Source organism: Phenylobacterium sp., assembly GCF_036502675.1.
In the GTDB taxonomy this organism is placed as follows: Bacteria; Pseudomonadota; Alphaproteobacteria; order Caulobacterales; family Caulobacteraceae; genus Phenylobacterium.
This window is the reverse complement of sequence record NZ_DASXYF010000107.1, coordinates 104,145-121,540: the sequence shown is the minus strand read 5'-3', so window position 1 is coordinate 121,540 and position 17,396 is coordinate 104,145. Positions and strand designations below refer to the sequence as shown.

Below are 17,396 nucleotides of genomic sequence, written 5' to 3'. Positions count from 1 at the left end.
CTTATGGAGCCCATGCTCATCGGCGAAAGCTCGGACAAGCGCGGTGAGCTCACCGACCTCGCCGTGGAACTCGCGGCAAAATCAGCCGGATTTCGCCGCAGCCTACAGCCAAATATCGCGGCCTCGCTCGCTGACCTCGTGCGCTCGATGAACTGCTACTACAGCAATCTCATCGAAGGCCATGACACGCACCCCATCGATATCGAACGCGCGCTCAACGAAGACTACAGCGCCGACGCAAAAAAGCGCGATCTGCAGCTCGAAGCGAAAGCGCATATCGCGGTTCAAAAATGGATCGACGAAGGCGGATTGAAAGAGCGCGCCCTTTCGCAAGAGGGCATCTGCGAGACCCATTTCCGCTTTTGCGAACTGCTGCCGCCCGACATGCTCTGGGCGGAAAATCCCGATACCGGCGAACGCATTCCGCTGATACCCGGCGAGCTGCGCAAACGAGACGTGCAGGTCGGCGGCCACCGAGCGATTAGTCCCGGCGCGGTGCCGCGCTTCATGGACCGCTTCGAAGGTGCTTATCGCCGCCTTGGCAAAACGGATTCCATCATTGCAGCCGCCACGGCGCATCACCGGCTGCTCTGGCTTCACCCATTTCTCGATGGCAATGGCCGCGTCGCGCGGCTGATGTCGCATGCGGTCCTTCTCGAAAAGCTCGACACGGGAGCGCTGTGGTCAGTCGCGCGCGGCCTCGCTAGAAACGTCGCGGTCTACAAAGGCCATCTCGCCGCGTGTGACCTGCCGCGCCGCAACGATCTCGACGGGCGCGGGTCGCTCAGTGAGGAAGCGCTCGCCGAATTCACGCGCTTCTTCCTGCGCACTTGCATCGACCAGGTGGAATTCATGGAAGGGCTGATCCAGCCCGACAAACTGCGCGTGCGTATCGCCATGTGGGCCGAAGAAGAAACGCGCCTTGGCACTCTGCCGCCCAAAGCGAAGGATATTTTAGAGGTCCTCCAATATCGGGGCGAGCTACCGCGCGGCGATCTCACAGAAATTGTCGGCACCGGCGAGCGCCAGGCGCGGCGCGTGGCCGAAGCCCTCACCAAACTTGGTGTCGTGAAGTCCGCGAGCTCGCGCGCGCCGCTCCAACTCGCCTTCCCCGCTACGCTGGCGTCCCGCTGGATGCCGGGCTTGTTCCCCGACAAGGGAGCGGAAGCCTAAGTGCCTTCAGACCTCAAAACCGCGCTGCAAGCGCTGAAAGCGGCTCTCTTGGGTCTGCGCCCCACGGGCGAGAATGGTTTCGAGGGGCTACTCGCGGAAATCCTCAACGAGATCACGAAGCAAGATTTTCGGCTCGCGAGTTCCGGGCTTCAATTCGGCGTCGATGGCGAGACCCTAACCGGAGCCGATCATCTCTCCTTCGAAGGCAAACTCTACAAGGGCAGCATCAACAAGAATGAAGTTCTCACGAAGATCACTTCGATCATTGCGAGCCCTTCGCCTCCCGACATTTGGATTCTTGGCGCGACCATTGAAGCTAATACGCAATTGCTGGGACAGGCGCGGCCAGCCGCTGCAAAGAACGGGATTGCGACGCTCGTCCTAGATTGGCCGACCGCCTCAGCTGTGCCGCCTCTCGCTGCGGCGTGTGGGATGGCAGCGGAGCGAACTGTTAGCTTCCTTGAGGCGCAACTCGAGGATAAGGCGCTCGCCGCTGGCGCAAAGCCTGCGCTGGAGATTATCGCGAAGGAGGATGCCTTCGCCGCCGCGTCCGCGCAGATAGCCGCTCAGCTTGCACCGGGGTCTCTGGGTGCCGCCATAGCGCTGGAACGCAATGCCCAATGGCTCAACAAAACCTTCACCGACCCTCACATGGCGCGAATGGATTTGGGTCAACGGCTCGCTCCATTTGCGACATGGCCCTTACCGACGCAGCCGAGAGATGCTCTTGTCGCGTCCGTTCAGGCGGCGCTCGCGGGCTCCGGCGATCGTAAGATCGTAGCCCTTCTCGGAAACGAGGGCGTTGGAAAGTCCTGGATCGTAGCGCAGGCCTGGAAGGCAGCGGCAACGACCTCCCTCCTTATCATCGTGCCTGCCATCGACGTTCCACGCGATAGCCTCACGGACTTCGACGGGTTTCTGATCCAACGCCTTATCGCGCAAACGCAAGATCGCGCAAACGACTACACGAAAACACGCTGGTCAAACCGCTTTGATCGTTGGCGCGACCTGCCGCCTCCGGAACATCCTCGTATTGTTCTGTGCGTTGATGGTCTCAATCAGCACTCAAATTTTGATTGGGTGCGCTGGCTGGATGGCGCAGCGTCCAAACTCAGGGCGATCGGCGGTCTGCTCGTCCTCACCGATCGCACTGCACATTTCAACGCCCATCTATCCGGTAGAATCGCAACTACGGTTGAGCGCGTGGCGGTTCCGGAGTGGACGAACGAAGAACTCTTCAAAATTCTTGCGGAGAAAGGTGTTGAAGCCGCGCCCCTTCCTCCGCAGGTGCTCGGCATTCTTCGAAACCCGAGGGTTCTCGGGATCGCCTTTGATCTGCTTGAACGGAGGAGCATCGCGTCATTCGATGAGTTGAGCATCGGTAGGCTGATGTTCGAGCATATCCGCACGGGCGAGCAAGACGGACACGCGCCCGAGACTGCAGCTCGATTCTCAAAAAGACTCTCTCGGCACGCGCAGGAAATCATCGATCGGGCGCAGGCACAGAGATCGGCTGATCAACGCGTATTTGAGATTGATGGTCAGAACCAGTTCGAACTGGAAAGCGGTCTCCTCTCAGTTACGAGCGAGAGATATTTCAGCACCCTTGGTGACGACGAGACGCTGTATCAAATTACTGACGATGGCCTTTCATACGCGTTAGGCCTGTCCATCATCGATCGACTGACCACGGCAAAGCGTTCCGGAGACGATCTGACGGACACGCTGGCGCGTCTCCTGGAGCCGATCGCAGCGCTAGACCGAACCGCAGAAGCCGTTTTCAATGCGACCCTCATCGCAAGCGTAGATGAACGGTGCGCGCCCGAAATCAGTGCGGCGCTGCAAGCGTCCTACGTGCAACTACAGAACGTGAACGACGACACGTTCACGACCTTCGCTACGGCGCTCCGCGCTCGTCCCGATGCGACGATGCAGGCAATCGAACTTATTGCTGCCCTTCCCGGGCATGTCTCGCGCAGTGAATGGCTTATTCATGCAATGCGCGGCGCACGCACATCTCCTGCCGCCTGGGCCTCAATCTCCGACGCACTGAAGCGCTGGCTAAGCTGTTACTCGCTGTCGCCTGAACTGCGCGTCTACCACCGGAAGACAGACGATCTCCAGAAGTATGATGCCGCTCTAGTGGTCTCTCGCCAACGGATCGATGCGATGATGGCGTCGCTCTCTCAAGTGGAGCGTGTTTTCTTGAGCGAAAACATGTGGCGCGATGACAGCGCCGATCCCGCAGAGCTTAGCAATGTGGCCTTCGAGATTCTTGCCGGAATGCCGCTGGCAGGCTTCGCGCGTAGTTTTGTCACGTGGGCTTATGCGGACGCGCTCAACAGCGGCATGCGAAGAGCGGACGAGGCCTTCTACGCCCTAGTTCGATTCAATGAGAATGATTGGGCAGCGACGAGAGACGCCATTCTTTCTGAAGCATCGTTCTTACAAGAAGCCGATACTTCACCAGCAGGGAAATGGGCGCTCGTCTATCTGCTCCGTAGCGTGGCAACGATCGAAGATGCCCGCCGCGAAAGGGCGCTGATCGAAGAACTAACGGCTGACCGTGAGCATCTTGAGGGCTGGCGCTTGGTCGAGAATTACTGCGCTACCGACCCATGTGACCCTGGCTCTGAGGAGCCGGAGAATATCGGCCCGACGGCTGAGAAGTTCGCCCAACTGGAGCCCGCTTCGCTGAGCGCTGCAGAAGGCATGACGCAAGACGACCATTTCCTGGACATGGCCCTACCTGGTTTGGCGCGATTCAAACCAGACGTTGCGCTCGGCACCATCCGCCGCCTAGCGCAGACCACCGCCCAACGAACTGGCAGACCGCTTTTCCTCTCGCTTGTAGAGCTCGAAGCTCACAGCGCGGCGCTGGAACCTGAGAATGTCGAGGCGATGCTGAGCGTTGCAACGTCGCAAGCCAGCCTCCACGAGGACGACGAGGACCGCAATGCGTGGGTCGCGTCCCAATACGCATTGTTCATAGCCTTCCCTCATTTGAGCGGCGACGAGCAACTCGAAGCACTGCGCAATCTTCCCCCGGGAAACGCCCCTATCGTGAAGCTTGTGGAGACAATGAAACCGGCGTCATCCGCTGCAATCGAAGCAGCGTTGGGCGAGGCCTTAGCAGGTGACAGCGACCGAAAGCTCACAATGCTCTGCTTTGCGGCGCGACCGGGGAACACCCTCTCTCCAAAAACGCTCGATGCCATCGGCGCGCTGACGAACGATGCTGACGCCGTCGTTCGCGGTGAAGCGATGGCGTTGGCTACTCAGTTGGATGACGCGGCTCTCCTCCAGCGCATTGTAGATTCCGGCTGGAGCGCGGATTGGACGGGCCAAAAGGAGAAAGGATTTGAGCAATGGCACGGTTCGCGAGCGATCATTCGGGCGGCCAAGCACCGATTGATGAGCGTCGAAGATGCGATTGCACGGATCAATGTTATCGCATTCGACCTCGCTGCCTCGGAACTCGGCGCTGAGGCTGGGCCTTGGATCGCCGCCCGATTGTCAGTTGCGCTGGAGCGGACGATCGGAGCTGAGATTGGAAGCCAAGCGCCGCACGCGGAGCGCGAGATACCACTGAGGCCTACAGCCTATCCTCCGGGCTTAAGCCTGGCTCATGAAACTAAGAGCAAAGACAATTCACTGGCAGCGCAACTCCGCAGGACAAACGAGAGCCCGGAGGAATTTCAGCGTCGCCAGCGTGAGGCTTGGGATGTCTTCCAACGATTTGAAGCTGAGCTTACCGAAAAGCAGGCGCGCTTGATCGTTGATGACGTCGGCAAGCACGCTCTCGGGGCAGCAATATCTTCGTCGCCACGCTGGGGAATCGAGGCGGCAAATCGACTCGTGGAAGCCTCCACGGACAAGCTTTATCGCGTCAGCAACTTTGGTCTGCGGCTGGCGCGCGAATTGTCCGCTCCTGAGCCCGCTCTCGCAAAGAGATTGTTCGATCGGATGAGCGGTCGCGATGGGGCCGTCAATGTCGTCTACGGCCCCGCAGGCGTACCGCTGGAGGCGTTCTGTGTCTGGGGTGCCGCAGATAATTCGACCTGGGACGCGCTACGCGCTGAACGCCTCAATACCGCAGCTTCTGACCACGAGCTTTCAACCGAGGTCCTTGCTGCTTTGCTGTGCGGCAAGTCCTCGTTCATTAAGCAGTATGCGCGAGAAAAGATCGCGTGTCGGGAGCCTGCCGCGATCGCCCGAGGCCTTATGGTGCTCGGCTTTGGAGAGCCCTCGGAATTCGCGTCCGATACGATCGCGCAATACGAGGAAGTTGACGGCTTTCTCGGCAACGCGGCCGAGCAGGCCCGCTACGCCTATGAACGCGAAGTCTGGTCACGCCATTGGTACCGGCTGATGTCAGAGGCGAACTCTCCCACGGAATTTTGGAGGTGGAGCGTCCTGCTTCGTAAGGTCGTGGATGGCCGTTTCGCGGTCTGGCAGACGGAGGATGGCGTGCGAGGTGGCCCAGCAAGCCTCTTCGAGGCGTCGCTCGATTCTGAGGTCAAGAAGCGCATCAAGAGCTGGAAGTCACATCGGGAGAAGAAGCTGCTGGGCGACAAAGCGCCAAACCGCGTGTTCTTGCCCCAAGGATAGGTCTTTCATTCTCGGCGGTCGGCGTGATTCCTTTGCCAAGCGACCGCGCCGCTTAAATAACAACCGCAACACGCTAAGGTTAACGAAAGAACCGGCAGGCAAGTCAACCAACAATTCTTACCGCATCCGCCTCCTGATACCCGCTTCCGTGTCCTGGTGTGTCGCCTCATGCTCGTAGCTCTTGGCCATGCTCGAATGTACCGAGGCGACGAACGGATGCGAGTATTGCAAGGCGCGCGCGCCGCGCAGGTATTTCTCCGCAAGTTCGCGCTCCTGAGCGCCGCCTTCACCCCGCCAATGCACGCCGCGCGCATTGTGGAGCCCAGTATGCGCGCCCCTCGCCAACGCTTCCGTCTGGATTTCCTCCATGACTTCCCGTACGGGCTCGCACGGCCAGATGCCATCCGTTCCTTCAGGCGCACCGGCGAACAACTTGCCGAGACACACGTCAGCGATCTCGCCCCTGCCAAGTTCCAGGCAGGTTTCCCGAACTGACTTCACCCACTTCAGAAGGCGCTCGGCCTGCAACTCGCCGAGATCGTCGTGACCGGGAATGCGGTCAATCGCTTCAAGGAGTTTATAGCCGCGCTCCGCGAGGTGTTGGACGTTATCCGCTGGCGTCTTCCATTCCGGCGGGTCCTCGCCTCCATCCTTGCGCCGGTACATCCACACGATCGCCTGCGTGAAGAGCGAGGGATTGGCTTCGGTGTATTTCTCAAGGTTCGGGATGCCGTAGCCTTCACGCCGCCCGCCCGGATGAGAGAGAGCGTCGATATAGGCGAATTCGAGCCGCGCCTTCTCTTCGAGAGTCACCTCATTCGATTTATCGAGGCGCGAAAACGCCTGTTCGACATGATAGTGCTCCAGTTGGTAGGTGCCTTCCTTGTCCTTGCCGCCTTCCGCCATCTTGGTGAGCAGCTTGTGGAGCAAGGTTGCCGGGATCACATCGGTCTTATGGCGGATGCTGGCGAAGGCCGCGCGGGGACGCTCCGCCGTCAATAGGCGCTCCACGGCCTCGCTGCTCTCGTCCTCCGCATCGTGAATCCAGTCCGGAGCCACGCCCTCCCAATAGACCTGGCGGTTGGGTTCATCGAGCTTATCGACCATGAGCCACGTGCTGCGGCGGAACGGGGCCAGTAGGAGGAGGTCAGCGAACGCAGCTTGCGGGAGCTTCTTCTTCAACTGCCGCAGGACACGCTCGCGCTTCGCGTCGTCCGAGAGCGAGCGCAAAGTGCCAAGAACGAGATTCTTCCGCGGCCAAGGGTCGTTATCGCCCGGTTGCGGCAACGCCCGGAGGATGAATTCCGCGAGGGCGGCTTCATCCAAAATCTCCCTCGCCATCAACCAGCCGACCTGCGCGGCGGCTTTTCCCATCTCTGCGAGCTGGATCACGCCATCAACGCCCTGCGCGTCGAGCACTTCGCGCAACGCTGCGGCGCGCTTGGCTGAGACGCGCTCCTCCCGCTTGCGAAAATCCATCTCGTCGTCGCCGTGGATCTCGTCAGCAGACTCATCGACCCACGCCTCGCGAAACAGCCACTCGTGCTTGTGCAGCAGGTCCGTCGGCTCAAGCATCTCATAGGCCGCAGTCGCTTCGGCGGACAGCACCGCTATGCCAGCTTCCCGGGCCTTCTTTGCTCGCCGTGCCGCGCGGCGGGACATGGTCGTCACCCGAATGCGCTCGCGGACAATCGCCTTGTCACCGTCGCTCGCCGTGGCCGCCCAATCCGCAACCAGCTTCCAGACTTTGGCCTGATAATCATCGGGCAGGTCGCGCAGGTGCTCGACGAGATCGCTGAGCATCTGGCACGTGTGCGACTTCCACCCGAGCGCCATATCGGCCATCTCGCGCATGAAATCGACAACCGGCTTCCACGTCGGAAAGGGCTCTCCGAATCCGTAGCCGTCAGGGCGCCATCTCGGCTTCTGGCTGTAGTGACCGACCCGGTGGCCGCTGTCGATTTGTGCGATGCAGATTTTCCAAGCGACGCTTGGATGCGACTTGGCGAGAAGCTTCATCACCGCAAGGCGTTCATCGTGACTCGCCGCCGTCTGTGGCATCCAAGCCCGGAAGATCGACAGCAATGAGCTGATCGGAGTGTTGCCCCAATTGTCCTTGATCTCCACCTCCGCCAGCCTCGCCAGCACACGCGCGGCGCGCGGCAGCGTCGCCGGATTCCACGCCAGGCCTTCCAAGGCCCACAACAATCCACTTCTCGGACAGCTACCAAAAACGCCCGTCTCCGCAGGCCGCATCAGGCCGACTACAGCCGGGTTGGGCGTCTTGAGGTCGCTTTCGAGCATGGAGAGGAATTCGTCCGGCGCAACTTCGGCGTAGGTCGGCAGGTCGCGGTCGCTGGCTTCCAGCGTTCGCGTCGTCAACGGCGTCAGCAGGTCGCGCACAAGCCGCGCCGCCTCAGCTTCACAGTCGATCCCAAGGCGGATTTTGAAGAGATGGTTGCCGTGGACGGCGAGCAGAACCAGCGTCTCAGAAATTCCTTCGCGCAAGGCAGGCGAAAACTCGCGCGTCTTGCCGCGCATGGCCGCCGCCCAGCGTTCATCTTCGGGCAGGTCCAATGCCGGATCGTCTTCGCCCAACACCATTCGCGCCATAGAGAAAAAGCGCTGCAGGTCTTCACGCGTGACCGCGCTAGCACCGGCGTAGAGGGCGTCGATTTTCGAGATGAGCCCACGGTAGGTGCCGATCGACCAGATGGGCGGATCATTCAGCGCAGCGAGGCGCTGGCATTCCTTTTCGAGCGCTTCATACGGCGTGTCGTTGGCGAGCAGCGAAAGCGCAAGCTGATCTGCACCCCGGCGTGAATCCCAAACACCAACGAACAGGAAGGGCATCAAACTGATAGATGCCTTCGCGTCCGACGCCCACGCCGGCGTCTTTACAGCAGGGACAGTGGACAGCCTTCGGCGGAGCACAGTCACGGAGCGCCCCGACTCATCCTCGTACTTCGAGACGTCATCACGCTCGAGGCCCATCGCCTCAAGGCCAGCGCGAAATGCATCATGGCTCAGCGGCTCAAGAACAACGTGCGGCGTGGCGTTGGCGACGTTGCGCGGGTAGACGACGATGGTGTGGAGCGTGGTGGCCAACGGCCCCATCTCGCGCTCAACGTCGCGGTTGGTTGTGACGGCGATGAAGCCCGGTTTGCCCTGCGCGAGGCGGTGAAGAACGCCCGTTTTGTCGAAGACAAGAACGCGGTCGCGGTAGCCCGCGAACTCATCGCCTTCCTCGTTGCTGAAGAGCTGCGCCAGGAACGCTAGCCCTTCTTCGGCAGAGTCGGCGGCGATGATGGTGGGGGCCTCCGGTGCACCTTTCAGCCGGGAGCTGATCGTCCGTTTTGCGGCGTCGATCGCAGATTTGAAGAGAACGCCGGAGAGCTTCGGCTGGGCGACGTCCGCAAAGTCGGCCCAACATTGATCCAGAGAACGCACACCTTCCGATGGTGCCTGCGTCTCGTTGGCGAACCATGCCTGGCCAGGGTGAGATTGCTCCAGCCACTGTTCAAGGTCGCTGGCATCGTAGGCCCGGACATCCTTCCACTGGCCCGAAGCTTTCTTGTCCGCCACCCATTCTGCTTTACCAGCCCACCGGCGCGGCGTGACGAACACGAACGTCATCTGGTCGCGGTCGGCCCTGGACGTTGCGGTGACGCTTTTCGCGAAATCGCCGTCCGCCTTGCCCTTGATGTTCTTGTCGACGCCGAACTCCCACCCCGAGTTTCCTTCAGGAATCCATGGCGTACCTTCGTCCGCGTCGACCTGGCCGTCCCAGCCGGGACGCATGGCGTCGTCATTGCCGGGGAAATCGACCTTCCGCAGGCCCATGCCGGTCGAGTGGACCAATGTGCGGAGAAAGACGCTGAGGCGGACGCGAGCGCTGACGTTCGGCGTCGTCCACGCTTCGATGTCGTTCGCCTTGAACGACAGGAAGGGGGGCACAAACGCCTTGCTCGTCGCCCCGGCCCCTTTGCGCTTCGCGAGCGCCGCATCATACGCGGCCTGCATGTCGAGGAGCTTCTGCGCGGGAATGCCGAAGGCGCGCTCAACCCGTGCCGCCATGTCGGACGTCGTGGACACCTTCCCGTTCAGGAAGTTGGAGACGCCCGGACGGCTGATCCCAAGCAGCTTGGCCGCGTCCGTCACAGACATATCTTTGGGCGTCAGGGCGGCGTCGCGAACGTGCTGGCCAGGGTGAATGGGGGCAGGTTTCATCATCATAGCGCCACCGTAGCACGGCGTAATCTGTAAGGCGACACCTTACATTTTTCGTGCTTTGTTCCCCATTACACGCGGTCCAGGGCGGTGCGCGCCTTGGTCGCCTCCAGTGCGACAAGCTGGTGCAGGTTTCCAAAGGCGGCATACGCGCTTTGGTCGCGATCAAACGGCGAGGACGTTTGCCATGGAGGTGTCGGAGGAGCTTGGAGGCTCCTCTGACTGGTGATGCACCGGCCAAACGGTGCATGGCGCGAAGCCGACCCCTTCAGCGGGTCAAGGCGAACGCTAATGGCCGGGAGGGTCCACGGGAGGCGCGCCAGCGGGCCTCCCTGGCAAGGAGGGCATGGTCGTACCATGCACACCTTGCAATCTGCGTTAGTGGCAAAGCGCAGGATCAAGCCTCGTCATAAAACGTCACGTTGCACAACCTACGGGGCAGACGTAGCTTCAGCACGCCTCAAGGTGAAGCCTGGATTCACCGATGCGCGCATGAGCTTGATAGAGATGCGAAGAGAGATCAGAGCGTGAATAGAGACTTCGCCCTCTGCGTCGCACTGGTCGCGGCGCTACTCGCAGGTTGCAACCAATATGAACGGAAGACGCACGCATTGTGCGGTCAGCCGCCTGGGGTTGAGGATACTCATCGCAAGGAAGCGCTCGATATCGAAGGCAAACTCAAGGCGGCGATTCCGATGCGGGGATCTGCGGGCGCAGAGGGAAAGTTCGTTCAAAGCATTCAACGCACGTCGACGCAAATCTTTCGGTCCACTGGAGAGAGCGGGTTCAATCGCGCGCGGGAGATAACCGAGTATCGATCTTGCGCCCTCCTCGCGGCTGACGACAGTATTTCGGGAGAACGCAAAGCTATACTTCTCGTGGAACTGAAAGAGCGAATTCAGGAAAGCGCCGATAAGGTTCGCAAGGACAAGCAAGATTGCTTCGATGCGAAATTCGCAGCCGAGAAGGCCGCCTCCATCATACCTTATGAGAAAACGGGAGGTGCAGACGCAGCAGGCCCAGGTTGGAAAGGTGGTAAAAACAAGGGCGAAGAAACCGTCTGCGCCACCATTCCGCCAGGCTATCAGCCACTCGGTCCCACAAAGATCGAGCCCATTAGCTGCCATGGCGGTCGATGCAGCGACGGGCCGATCACCACTGTGAAGGCTGCCGATGGGTCGACGAACATCTGCATGAAGGTCAAGGCGTGGTCGGAGTCCAATTCTGGGGGTGGTGGTGGCTCTCGCAAGATTCGCCTCTTCGGAGAGGCGGAACGCCCCATCACGAAGGCTCAAACCGATGAGATGCGTGCGGCGTGCGGCTTGTAACTGAGCTGCACAGATGAGGCCACCTAAAGGCTCTCCGCCATGATCTCCGTGAGGACGTGAACCTGTTTCTCTAGGAACTCGGCGCTCGCAGCGATGATCTCAGCGTACTGCCAACGCTGCGTATCCGTCAGCGCCGCTTTCGGATCGGCCAGAATCGAGGCGAACCGGCGATGTTGGTCAGACTCTCCCGTGCCTCGTGATCGAACACGCGGGCAAGCTCGTGAATGTCCCGCCGCTCGGCGTCCGTCATGCCATCCGCCACCGGCCATTCAGCTCGGGACGCGCCGCATGCCACGCTTTAATTTCGGCCCAACGCTCATCCTGCCTACGCTCGGCGAAAGGGTTTCCTCGGAATATCGCGGGGCAGGTCTCGTTGTAGCTGTCCCAATCGCCCCCGGTCGTCAAAAAGTGGCGGTAGGCATCGGCCAGCTTCGCCCAGGTCCAGCGCATACCAAGTGGCGCGTCGGGATTCGCTTGGTGCATCGCGAGGTAGTCGTTCCGGCGAGCAGTCAGGCGCATCACCGCGTCAGCACTCAGGCTTGGATGCGGTTCTAGCGCAGTCTCGGCCACTCCCCAGCCCGGCAGCGCGGTCCCAGCGATCACCGCACCTGATTGGATCGCCAATTCGCGGCGGGAGACCGTCATGACGCTTCCTCCCCCTCACGCATCGGCGATGATACCTCCTGTCTCGTAATGCAGAATGTAGGCCGCGCGCTCTTCCACGCTCGGCCCGCACGTAGCTGGGATGATGTCCCAATCTTGCAGGACGCGGTACTCGCCCTTCGTGATCGTGACGCTGATGGTCACCTCGTCTTCGTCGAAATACTCAGGTTCGTAGCCTGTCTTCATCGTGACTTCCTTGATCGCCGCCGTTTCAAGTGCGGCGGTGCTGCGGCTTGCAGCAGCTTCGCCATGACACCCGCAACGGCGGGATCGTCTTCGCAGATCAGCGCCGCCGTCTCCCAGCTCATCGGCGTGTTGCGGACCAGCGAGATGACGCGCCTGCGCTTGTCCCGCATGCCGTAGCGATCGAATTCCGGCGGTCCGCCGCGCCTGTCATCGCCGCCATCGATCCACATCGTTTCCCCCTTCGGCGCGCGGCCCGCCGGGTGGAAAGCTCCCGGCGGGCTCTCCAGACTCCTCCATCGAATTCCGCGTGCCAAGCTTGACCGTCGATCACATTTCGATCTGGCTGAGCTTTTGATGGAAGGAACCGAGCGCCCGCGAAAGGCGCCCGGTCGAAGCTTAAGCCTGCGCCTCATCGGTGTCGGGTTCAGGCACGCGCAGGACGATCTTGCCGTCGAGCGGAAGCGCGTCGAGCTTCACCGTGAAGCCTTTGCCGTCGTGATTGGCGAACGCTGCGCCGACGCGTATCCAGCGACTGGGCTTCGTCTCGCCCGTCACCACGAACACCTCGTGCGATGGTTGGTTTTTTGCGGTCATGTGGTTCTCCTTTGTTCGAGGCCGCGACCATTCGCGGATCTCATGGGAGCTCCCTGACCGGCGGGCCTGCGCCGGAGATCAAACGCCGCGGTAGCGCCGCGCAGCGGGGCGGAGCTGCACAAGCGGGCTTGCCCGCGCGGAAGCGAGCCGCGTTGGTCTTCCGGACACCGCCGGTCTAAGCCCCATGAATGAGATCCGCAGGTCGCGGCTGATGTCAGAGAAATCCCTGACCGCCACGCCCGATCGCGGAACCAGGTTCAGTCGTCAGAGGGGAGACAGGATTAGGCGGGCGCAGGTTCGGCGCGGCGTTGCGATCCACGCTCAGGCTTGGCGGGGCCAAGTTCGTTCTCCAGCGCTTGCTCGGCAGAGATTTCGGGCTTTGCGTGGTCGTTGCCAACCTTTTGACGGACGCGCTCGGGAGCCTCTTCGCGGAGTTCTTTGTCCAGCGCCTCAAGCTCGGCCTTGGAAAGATCGGGGTCCTTGGTGCGCTCCCGCGCATTGTCGAGCTTGCCTTGATAGGCATGAAGCTCTTCGCGCTCGTCAGTTAGGCGCTGTTCGTCGTGCTTCGCGTGGCGGAAGGTTTCCCAGCGCGTCAGGTGGGGGTCTATCTCGTCGGGCTTGACCTCATTGGCTTTCAACTCGGTGCCGTGCTGATCGAAGACTCGTGTTCCATCTTCGGTCAGGAACACCTTTCGCCCGTCCGGCAGCGTGTGCGCTTTGAGCAGCATCTTATCGACCCGCTCCTGAGCGGCCCGAAGCTCGACGCCATTCTCCATGAGTGCGCTTACAGTCGCCTCATCGTACCGGTCGAGCGTGACCGTGAAGTTTGCGATATCGCTCTTCGTCGCGTGCGCGATGACCTCTTCGGCCACTTCCTTGCGCTCGTTCTCTTCCTTCTTCTCCTGACGCTCCTCGTCCTCGCGAGTTCGACGCTGAAGGCGTTGGGCCGTCTCGCGATCAAGCTCTGCCTGCTTCGCGAATTCCAATCGTAAGAAGAAATCAGCCCCTATATCCATTAAGCCCCGCATTTCACGGCGGCGAGGGTGCCGACGACTTGCCCCGGAAGCACATTTGGATAGCGCTCAAACCCGGCATAGATTTTTCTGATCGTTGTCTTGTCCTCATAGAACCAGTTGAAGATGCACTCGCGCCCGGCTGTGGTTTTGCCATCCTTGATGTAGCGGGCGTGCGCCAACCCTTCGACGATCCCGGCAACATAGGTATAGAGATCGCCGCCCTTCATGTTCTTCATGACGACGCCAGCGGTCATTTCCGTGGCTGACGCGGGCGCGGCGGCACCCAATGCGTATATAAGAGCAGCCGAAGCAATATGAACAATTCTACCCTTATAATTACTCAACATAAACGACCGTTTTTGTTAAAGTTTTCATAATGACATTCCGTTATGCTATGATACACGTAATAATTGGATTGAGCCCTGCATTGCCAGACCTTGTCGGTCGCTGCACGGGCTAGGCGGCGGATCGCTCAAAAGGGGTCCTTTATGAGCCGCCCCGGAAAACGAATAAGTAGTTGTTTTTAAAATGCAAAGACGCATAGGATATTTGCGCGTATCCACCCAGGACCAGCGGCCCGATCGTCAGATTGATGGCCTCACACCCCTTTGTGACGAACTCCATGTGGAATGCCTGTCGGCGGCATCGCAGCATCGCCCAGTCTATGAGAGCGTCATAGCGTCACTTCAAGCAAACGACTGCCTAATCGTGTGGGATCTGGACAGAGCCTGGCGCAGCACCCTGGACGCCTTATCAGAGCTGCAAAAGCTTCGGGATCGCGGGGTGGATTTTCAGATCGCGACAATGGCAGTGGACCATTCCAGCGCAGCGGGGACGCTGATCCTGACCATTGTGGCGGCGGTCGCCCAACATGAGCGCATGAACCTCAGCAAGCGCACCAAGGAGGGGCTCGCCGCCGCCCGCAATCGAGGTGTTCGTCTTGGTAGGTCGCCGAAGCTCGATGAGCACAAGCTCACCAAAGCCGCCCAGCTCATCGCCAGTGGTCAAGAGCCTGCCGCCGTCGCCCGGCGGTTCAAGGTCGCGCCGTGGACGCTAGTGCGGGCGCTGCGCAGATCATCGATGATGCCGACAGCACGCTAGATCACAGATCCAAGGCGAGCCAAGCCGCGCAGATATGGGTTGGGGTGGGTAATCAGAACGCGAGGGATCGATGACAGGTATCCCGGTGAGGGTCCGCCGATTTCGAAGTTTTGGTGAAACGCCTCCCAGCCCGAACCACGCGACAGGAAATCGTTCGCTAACGGACCAGCCAAATACACCCCACCAAAGGCGCCGTAGGCGAGAGTAAGGTTGCGCGCCAAGCTTCCAAAGAAACGACACCACATCTCGATAGTTAAACGGGCTATTTCGCCCTCCGGTCCACCAGACTTCGCCATGCGTGATATGTCCCTAGCTTCCCGCGGAGCTTCAACCTCAACTTCGCGATAACGCATCACCGCCTCATACAGCGCGAGGGAGCCGGGGCCGGAGAGCACGTCATGCCCGGTGATCGACAAAAGATCGCGACGCCGCTGTTTCCGATAAATGTCCCGAAGGTGATGCAGAACCTGATGTTCAGGATCGCTCGACGGCGTCAGGCCGAGGTGACCGCCTTCGCCCTGGATCGGAATCATCCCGCCCGTTCTATCGACGACAAACCCTCCGCCGCCCACGCCAGAGCGTGCGGCGAGGATAACGAACGGATAGTTCGTTCGCTGTATGCCGGGGCCGATCAGTTCGTAGTGATCGGTTCGAAGCACCTCTGGCAGAGCCATCCCAAGCGCCACCACGTCGTTCACCGGAAAAATGTCGCCGAGACCGAGCTCATCCTTCAGTTTCTTTATGCTGAAGCGCCACTCACCTTCGGCGCCCCCCGGCGCGGGCATCTGGGGAAACACGGCGGTGTCGCCCGCAACGGAGGCGGGAACAGACAGATAAAGCGTCGCGCCCTCGCGTGGGATCTTGGTGCGATCAAAAAGCGCGCTGAGGAGGTCCAGCATGGGCGAGGGACCGGTGAAGTCGGATGTCGGCAATCCATCGATCCGAGCCTCATCGAGTGGATCGTCCCGCCTGCACATCCGCGCGCTGGTGCGGCCGATATCGCAGATGGCGATGTTCGCTGAAGCGTCAGTTGGTTTCGCACGCTTGGGCATTTGGCGCTCCGGCCAGACACAAGGAACGAGTCTGCTATAACGCGCCTTGCCTCTTGCCGCCTACCGAGGCTAGGCGAGCAAGTTTCTCTCCCCGCGAACTTATCGCGTGGAGGCCGCATCCGATTGAGGGGGTCATGAGCGTCAACATCGTCGAAGGAATCGAACGATGCCTCAAGCAGCAGCCTGCGGCTATACTATCCGAAAACGCCAAGGAACGCCCACGCGCTAGAGACATCTCCCCCCAGTCCGGAGTCAGAAAACGCGTTTATCCTATTGAAGATTATACCTTTCCGCCGATTTTGTTGCTTGATAGGGTGGAAACGTGGTTACCTACTACAATGTTTTACGTAGAAGGACTTAGCAAAGAGGATTTTAAGCTTTACGAATACCTCCTGGAAATCGGCTTCGCGGCAAAGGACGCGCGGCACATGGTTCCCCGGGCAAAGGCTTCGATCGACAGCGCTGCGGCCGCCGAAGGTATCGAGAGGCCCAGGTTGGCCCTCACGGGCGTTGGGCGAGATGTGCGCGCGGCTCGCCCAACCCCCGCATTCTCGGCGGCGGGAAGCGGTCAAGGGACGGCCGTCAGGGGAGAGGCCGCGAAACGCAACAAGCCAAAGGCGGAACCCTATGAGCGGCGCGCTACGTACAACGACCGCCCCGATAGGGCGCAAAATGCGTCTGGCTTTCTTACGAGTGTTTGGGCTGATCTGACACGGAAGGGCGAGCTTTACGAGCATCGCCTTCGCGCCACCGATGGCCCCTTAGTCGCGGCGCTTCGTTACGAATTCCGCGACGATCTACCTGGGCTGCGGAAGCTCTTGAAGACGAAGAGCGATGAAGTGACCGAGCAGGGACGGCGAGCTTTTGGATCCGACGCATCTCCGGTCGAGCGTCGCAAAGTGGTTAGAAACAGCTACCGGCTGCGCGGGCCGGAAGCCTGAGCAATGGCGGCATTTTAATAATTTTCCGTATTTTTAATAGACGCGAATAGCAAGCTGTGGATAGGTGGTCCGCGGCAACGCCCGTTGCCGCCTAGCGAGAGGGCGTCTCGCAGCGCTCAGCAGAAGGTGAGCGTGACATGAGCAGCACCCCGTACAAAGAAGGCCACAACGCCGGCCAAAACGGCGGCGTCTTCAAGGAGGCAGGTAAGTCGGCCTGGGAGATCCAAGAAGCCCAACGCGGCAAGTCGGACGCCCAAAAGGGTAAGTAATCGAAAGCCCCCACTCAGCCCCGCTGCCCACCGGCAGCGGGGCCCCTTCGAGAGATCGAGCCATGCGGACCACCACACACTGCTACGGCTGCCCGCACGCCCAACAGCCGCGCGACGACCTTCCTTGGTCGTCACCATACCCGCCGGAAGACCGCATCACCTGCAACACGCGTTGCAGCGCTATTCATTCGATCTAACCCCGCTTGAGTGCGCCGCGTGCCTCGGCGGCAGT

General features: G+C 60.6%; 15 protein-coding genes. 6 read left to right on the top strand and 9 right to left on the bottom strand.

Annotated features, from left to right (window positions below):
* Both VGL30_RS14110 and VGL30_RS14105 read left to right on the top strand, forming a co-directional pair.
* Positions 1-1,173, top strand: a 1,173-nt coding sequence (locus VGL30_RS14110) for a Fic family protein (protein ID WP_331540642.1), incomplete at its 5' end; no start/stop codon positions are given.
* Positions 1,174-5,784, top strand: a complete 4,611-nt coding sequence (locus tag VGL30_RS14105) for a hypothetical protein (RefSeq protein ID WP_331540641.1) — start codon at positions 1,174-1,176, stop codon at positions 5,782-5,784. It begins immediately after the preceding gene.
* Between the two features lie 117 nt (positions 5,785-5,901).
* Here VGL30_RS14105 and VGL30_RS14100 read toward each other — a convergent pair whose 3' ends face one another.
* Positions 5,902-10,020 (bottom strand): HigA family addiction module antitoxin, encoded by a 4,119-nt coding sequence (locus VGL30_RS14100; protein WP_331540640.1) that lies wholly within the window; start codon positions 10,018-10,020, stop codon positions 5,902-5,904.
* A gap of 521 nt (positions 10,021-10,541) precedes the next feature.
* On the opposite strand from VGL30_RS14100, the gene VGL30_RS14095 reads away from it, so the two are divergent.
* Positions 10,542-11,342 (top strand): hypothetical protein, encoded by an 801-nt coding sequence (locus tag VGL30_RS14095; protein ID WP_331540639.1) that lies wholly within the window; start codon positions 10,542-10,544, stop codon positions 11,340-11,342.
* Between the two features lie 127 nt (positions 11,343-11,469).
* Here VGL30_RS14095 and VGL30_RS14090 read toward each other — a convergent pair whose 3' ends face one another.
* The 7 genes from VGL30_RS14090 to VGL30_RS14060 all read right to left on the bottom strand — a co-directional run bounded on the left by VGL30_RS14090 (position 11,470) and on the right by VGL30_RS14060 (position 14,055).
* Positions 11,470-11,592 carry a hypothetical protein gene (locus VGL30_RS14090; protein ID WP_331540638.1) on the bottom strand — a complete coding sequence of 41 codons (123 nt, stop codon included), beginning with the start codon at positions 11,590-11,592 and terminating at the stop codon, positions 11,470-11,472.
* On the bottom strand, positions 11,589-11,987 hold the full coding sequence (locus VGL30_RS14085; RefSeq protein ID WP_331540637.1) for a hypothetical protein: 399 nt from the start codon (positions 11,985-11,987) through the stop codon (positions 11,589-11,591). Before VGL30_RS14085 ends, VGL30_RS14090 begins: the two co-directional genes overlap by 4 nt.
* Before the next feature lie 15 nt (positions 11,988-12,002).
* On the bottom strand, positions 12,003-12,191 hold the full coding sequence (locus VGL30_RS14080; protein ID WP_331540636.1) for a hypothetical protein: 189 nt from the start codon (positions 12,189-12,191) through the stop codon (positions 12,003-12,005).
* Positions 12,188-12,421 carry a hypothetical protein gene (locus tag VGL30_RS14075; RefSeq protein ID WP_331540635.1) on the bottom strand — a complete coding sequence of 78 codons (234 nt, stop codon included), beginning with the start codon at positions 12,419-12,421 and terminating at the stop codon, positions 12,188-12,190. The genes VGL30_RS14080 and VGL30_RS14075 overlap by 4 nt, the downstream gene beginning before the upstream one ends.
* Before the next feature lie 166 nt (positions 12,422-12,587).
* A complete protein-coding gene (locus VGL30_RS14070; protein WP_331540634.1) occupies positions 12,588-12,785 on the bottom strand; it encodes a hypothetical protein in 198 nt (65 codons plus the stop codon).
* Positions 12,786-13,066: 281 nt separating this feature from the next.
* A complete protein-coding gene (locus VGL30_RS14065; protein ID WP_331540633.1) occupies positions 13,067-13,771 on the bottom strand; it encodes a hypothetical protein in 705 nt (234 codons plus the stop codon).
* Between the two features lie 29 nt (positions 13,772-13,800).
* On the bottom strand, positions 13,801-14,055 hold the full coding sequence (locus tag VGL30_RS14060; protein WP_331540632.1) for a hypothetical protein: 255 nt from the start codon (positions 14,053-14,055) through the stop codon (positions 13,801-13,803).
* A 274-nt stretch (positions 14,056-14,329) separates the two neighbouring features.
* Between VGL30_RS14060 and VGL30_RS14055 the strand changes: the two genes are divergently transcribed.
* Positions 14,330-14,902, top strand: a complete 573-nt coding sequence (locus VGL30_RS14055; protein WP_331540631.1) for a recombinase family protein — start codon at positions 14,330-14,332, stop codon at positions 14,900-14,902.
* On the opposite strand, the gene VGL30_RS14050 is transcribed toward VGL30_RS14055, so the two are convergent.
* Positions 14,899-15,954 (bottom strand): glucokinase, encoded by a 1,056-nt coding sequence (locus VGL30_RS14050; protein ID WP_331540630.1) that lies wholly within the window; start codon positions 15,952-15,954, stop codon positions 14,899-14,901. The genes VGL30_RS14055 and VGL30_RS14050 overlap by 4 nt on opposite strands.
* A 134-nt stretch (positions 15,955-16,088) precedes the next feature.
* On the opposite strand from VGL30_RS14050, the gene VGL30_RS14045 reads away from it, so the two are divergent.
* Together VGL30_RS14045 and VGL30_RS14040 are read left to right on the top strand one after the other, a co-directional pair.
* On the top strand, positions 16,089-16,895 hold the full coding sequence (locus VGL30_RS14045) for a hypothetical protein (RefSeq protein ID WP_331540629.1): 807 nt from the start codon (positions 16,089-16,091) through the stop codon (positions 16,893-16,895).
* 137 nt (positions 16,896-17,032) lie between these two features.
* Complete coding sequence (locus tag VGL30_RS14040; RefSeq protein WP_331540628.1) at positions 17,033-17,164, top strand: hypothetical protein; 132 nt, start codon at positions 17,033-17,035, stop codon at positions 17,162-17,164.
* Positions 17,165-17,396: the final 232 nt, after the last annotated feature.

Excerpts from the sequence above, each read along its gene's own strand:
- VGL30_RS14100 (WP_331540640.1), bottom strand. The coding sequence starts at position 10,020 with ATGATGATGAAACCTGCCCCCATTCACCCTGGCCAGCACGTTCGCGAC.
- VGL30_RS14090 (WP_331540638.1), bottom strand. The coding sequence starts at position 11,592 with ATGACGGACGCCGAGCGGCGGGACATTCACGAGCTTGCCCGCGTGTTC.
- VGL30_RS14085 (WP_331540637.1), bottom strand. The coding sequence starts at position 11,987 with ATGACGGTCTCCCGCCGCGAATTGGCGATCCAATCAGGTGCGGTGATC.
- VGL30_RS14080 (WP_331540636.1), bottom strand. The coding sequence starts at position 12,191 with ATGAAGACAGGCTACGAACCTGAGTATTTCGACGAAGACGAGGTGACC.
- VGL30_RS14075 (WP_331540635.1), bottom strand. The coding sequence starts at position 12,421 with ATGTGGATCGATGGCGGCGATGACAGGCGCGGCGGACCGCCGGAATTC.
- VGL30_RS14070 (WP_331540634.1), bottom strand. The coding sequence starts at position 12,785 with ATGACCGCAAAAAACCAACCATCGCACGAGGTGTTCGTGGTGACGGGC.
- VGL30_RS14060 (WP_331540632.1), bottom strand. The coding sequence starts at position 14,055 with ATGACCGCTGGCGTCGTCATGAAGAACATGAAGGGCGGCGATCTCTAT.
- VGL30_RS14055 (WP_331540631.1), top strand. The coding sequence starts at position 14,330 with ATGCAAAGACGCATAGGATATTTGCGCGTATCCACCCAGGACCAGCGG.
- VGL30_RS14050 (WP_331540630.1), bottom strand. The coding sequence starts at position 15,954 with ATGCCCAAGCGTGCGAAACCAACTGACGCTTCAGCGAACATCGCCATC.
- VGL30_RS14045 (WP_331540629.1), top strand. The coding sequence starts at position 16,089 with ATGAGCGTCAACATCGTCGAAGGAATCGAACGATGCCTCAAGCAGCAG.
- VGL30_RS14040 (WP_331540628.1), top strand. The coding sequence starts at position 17,033 with ATGAGCAGCACCCCGTACAAAGAAGGCCACAACGCCGGCCAAAACGGC.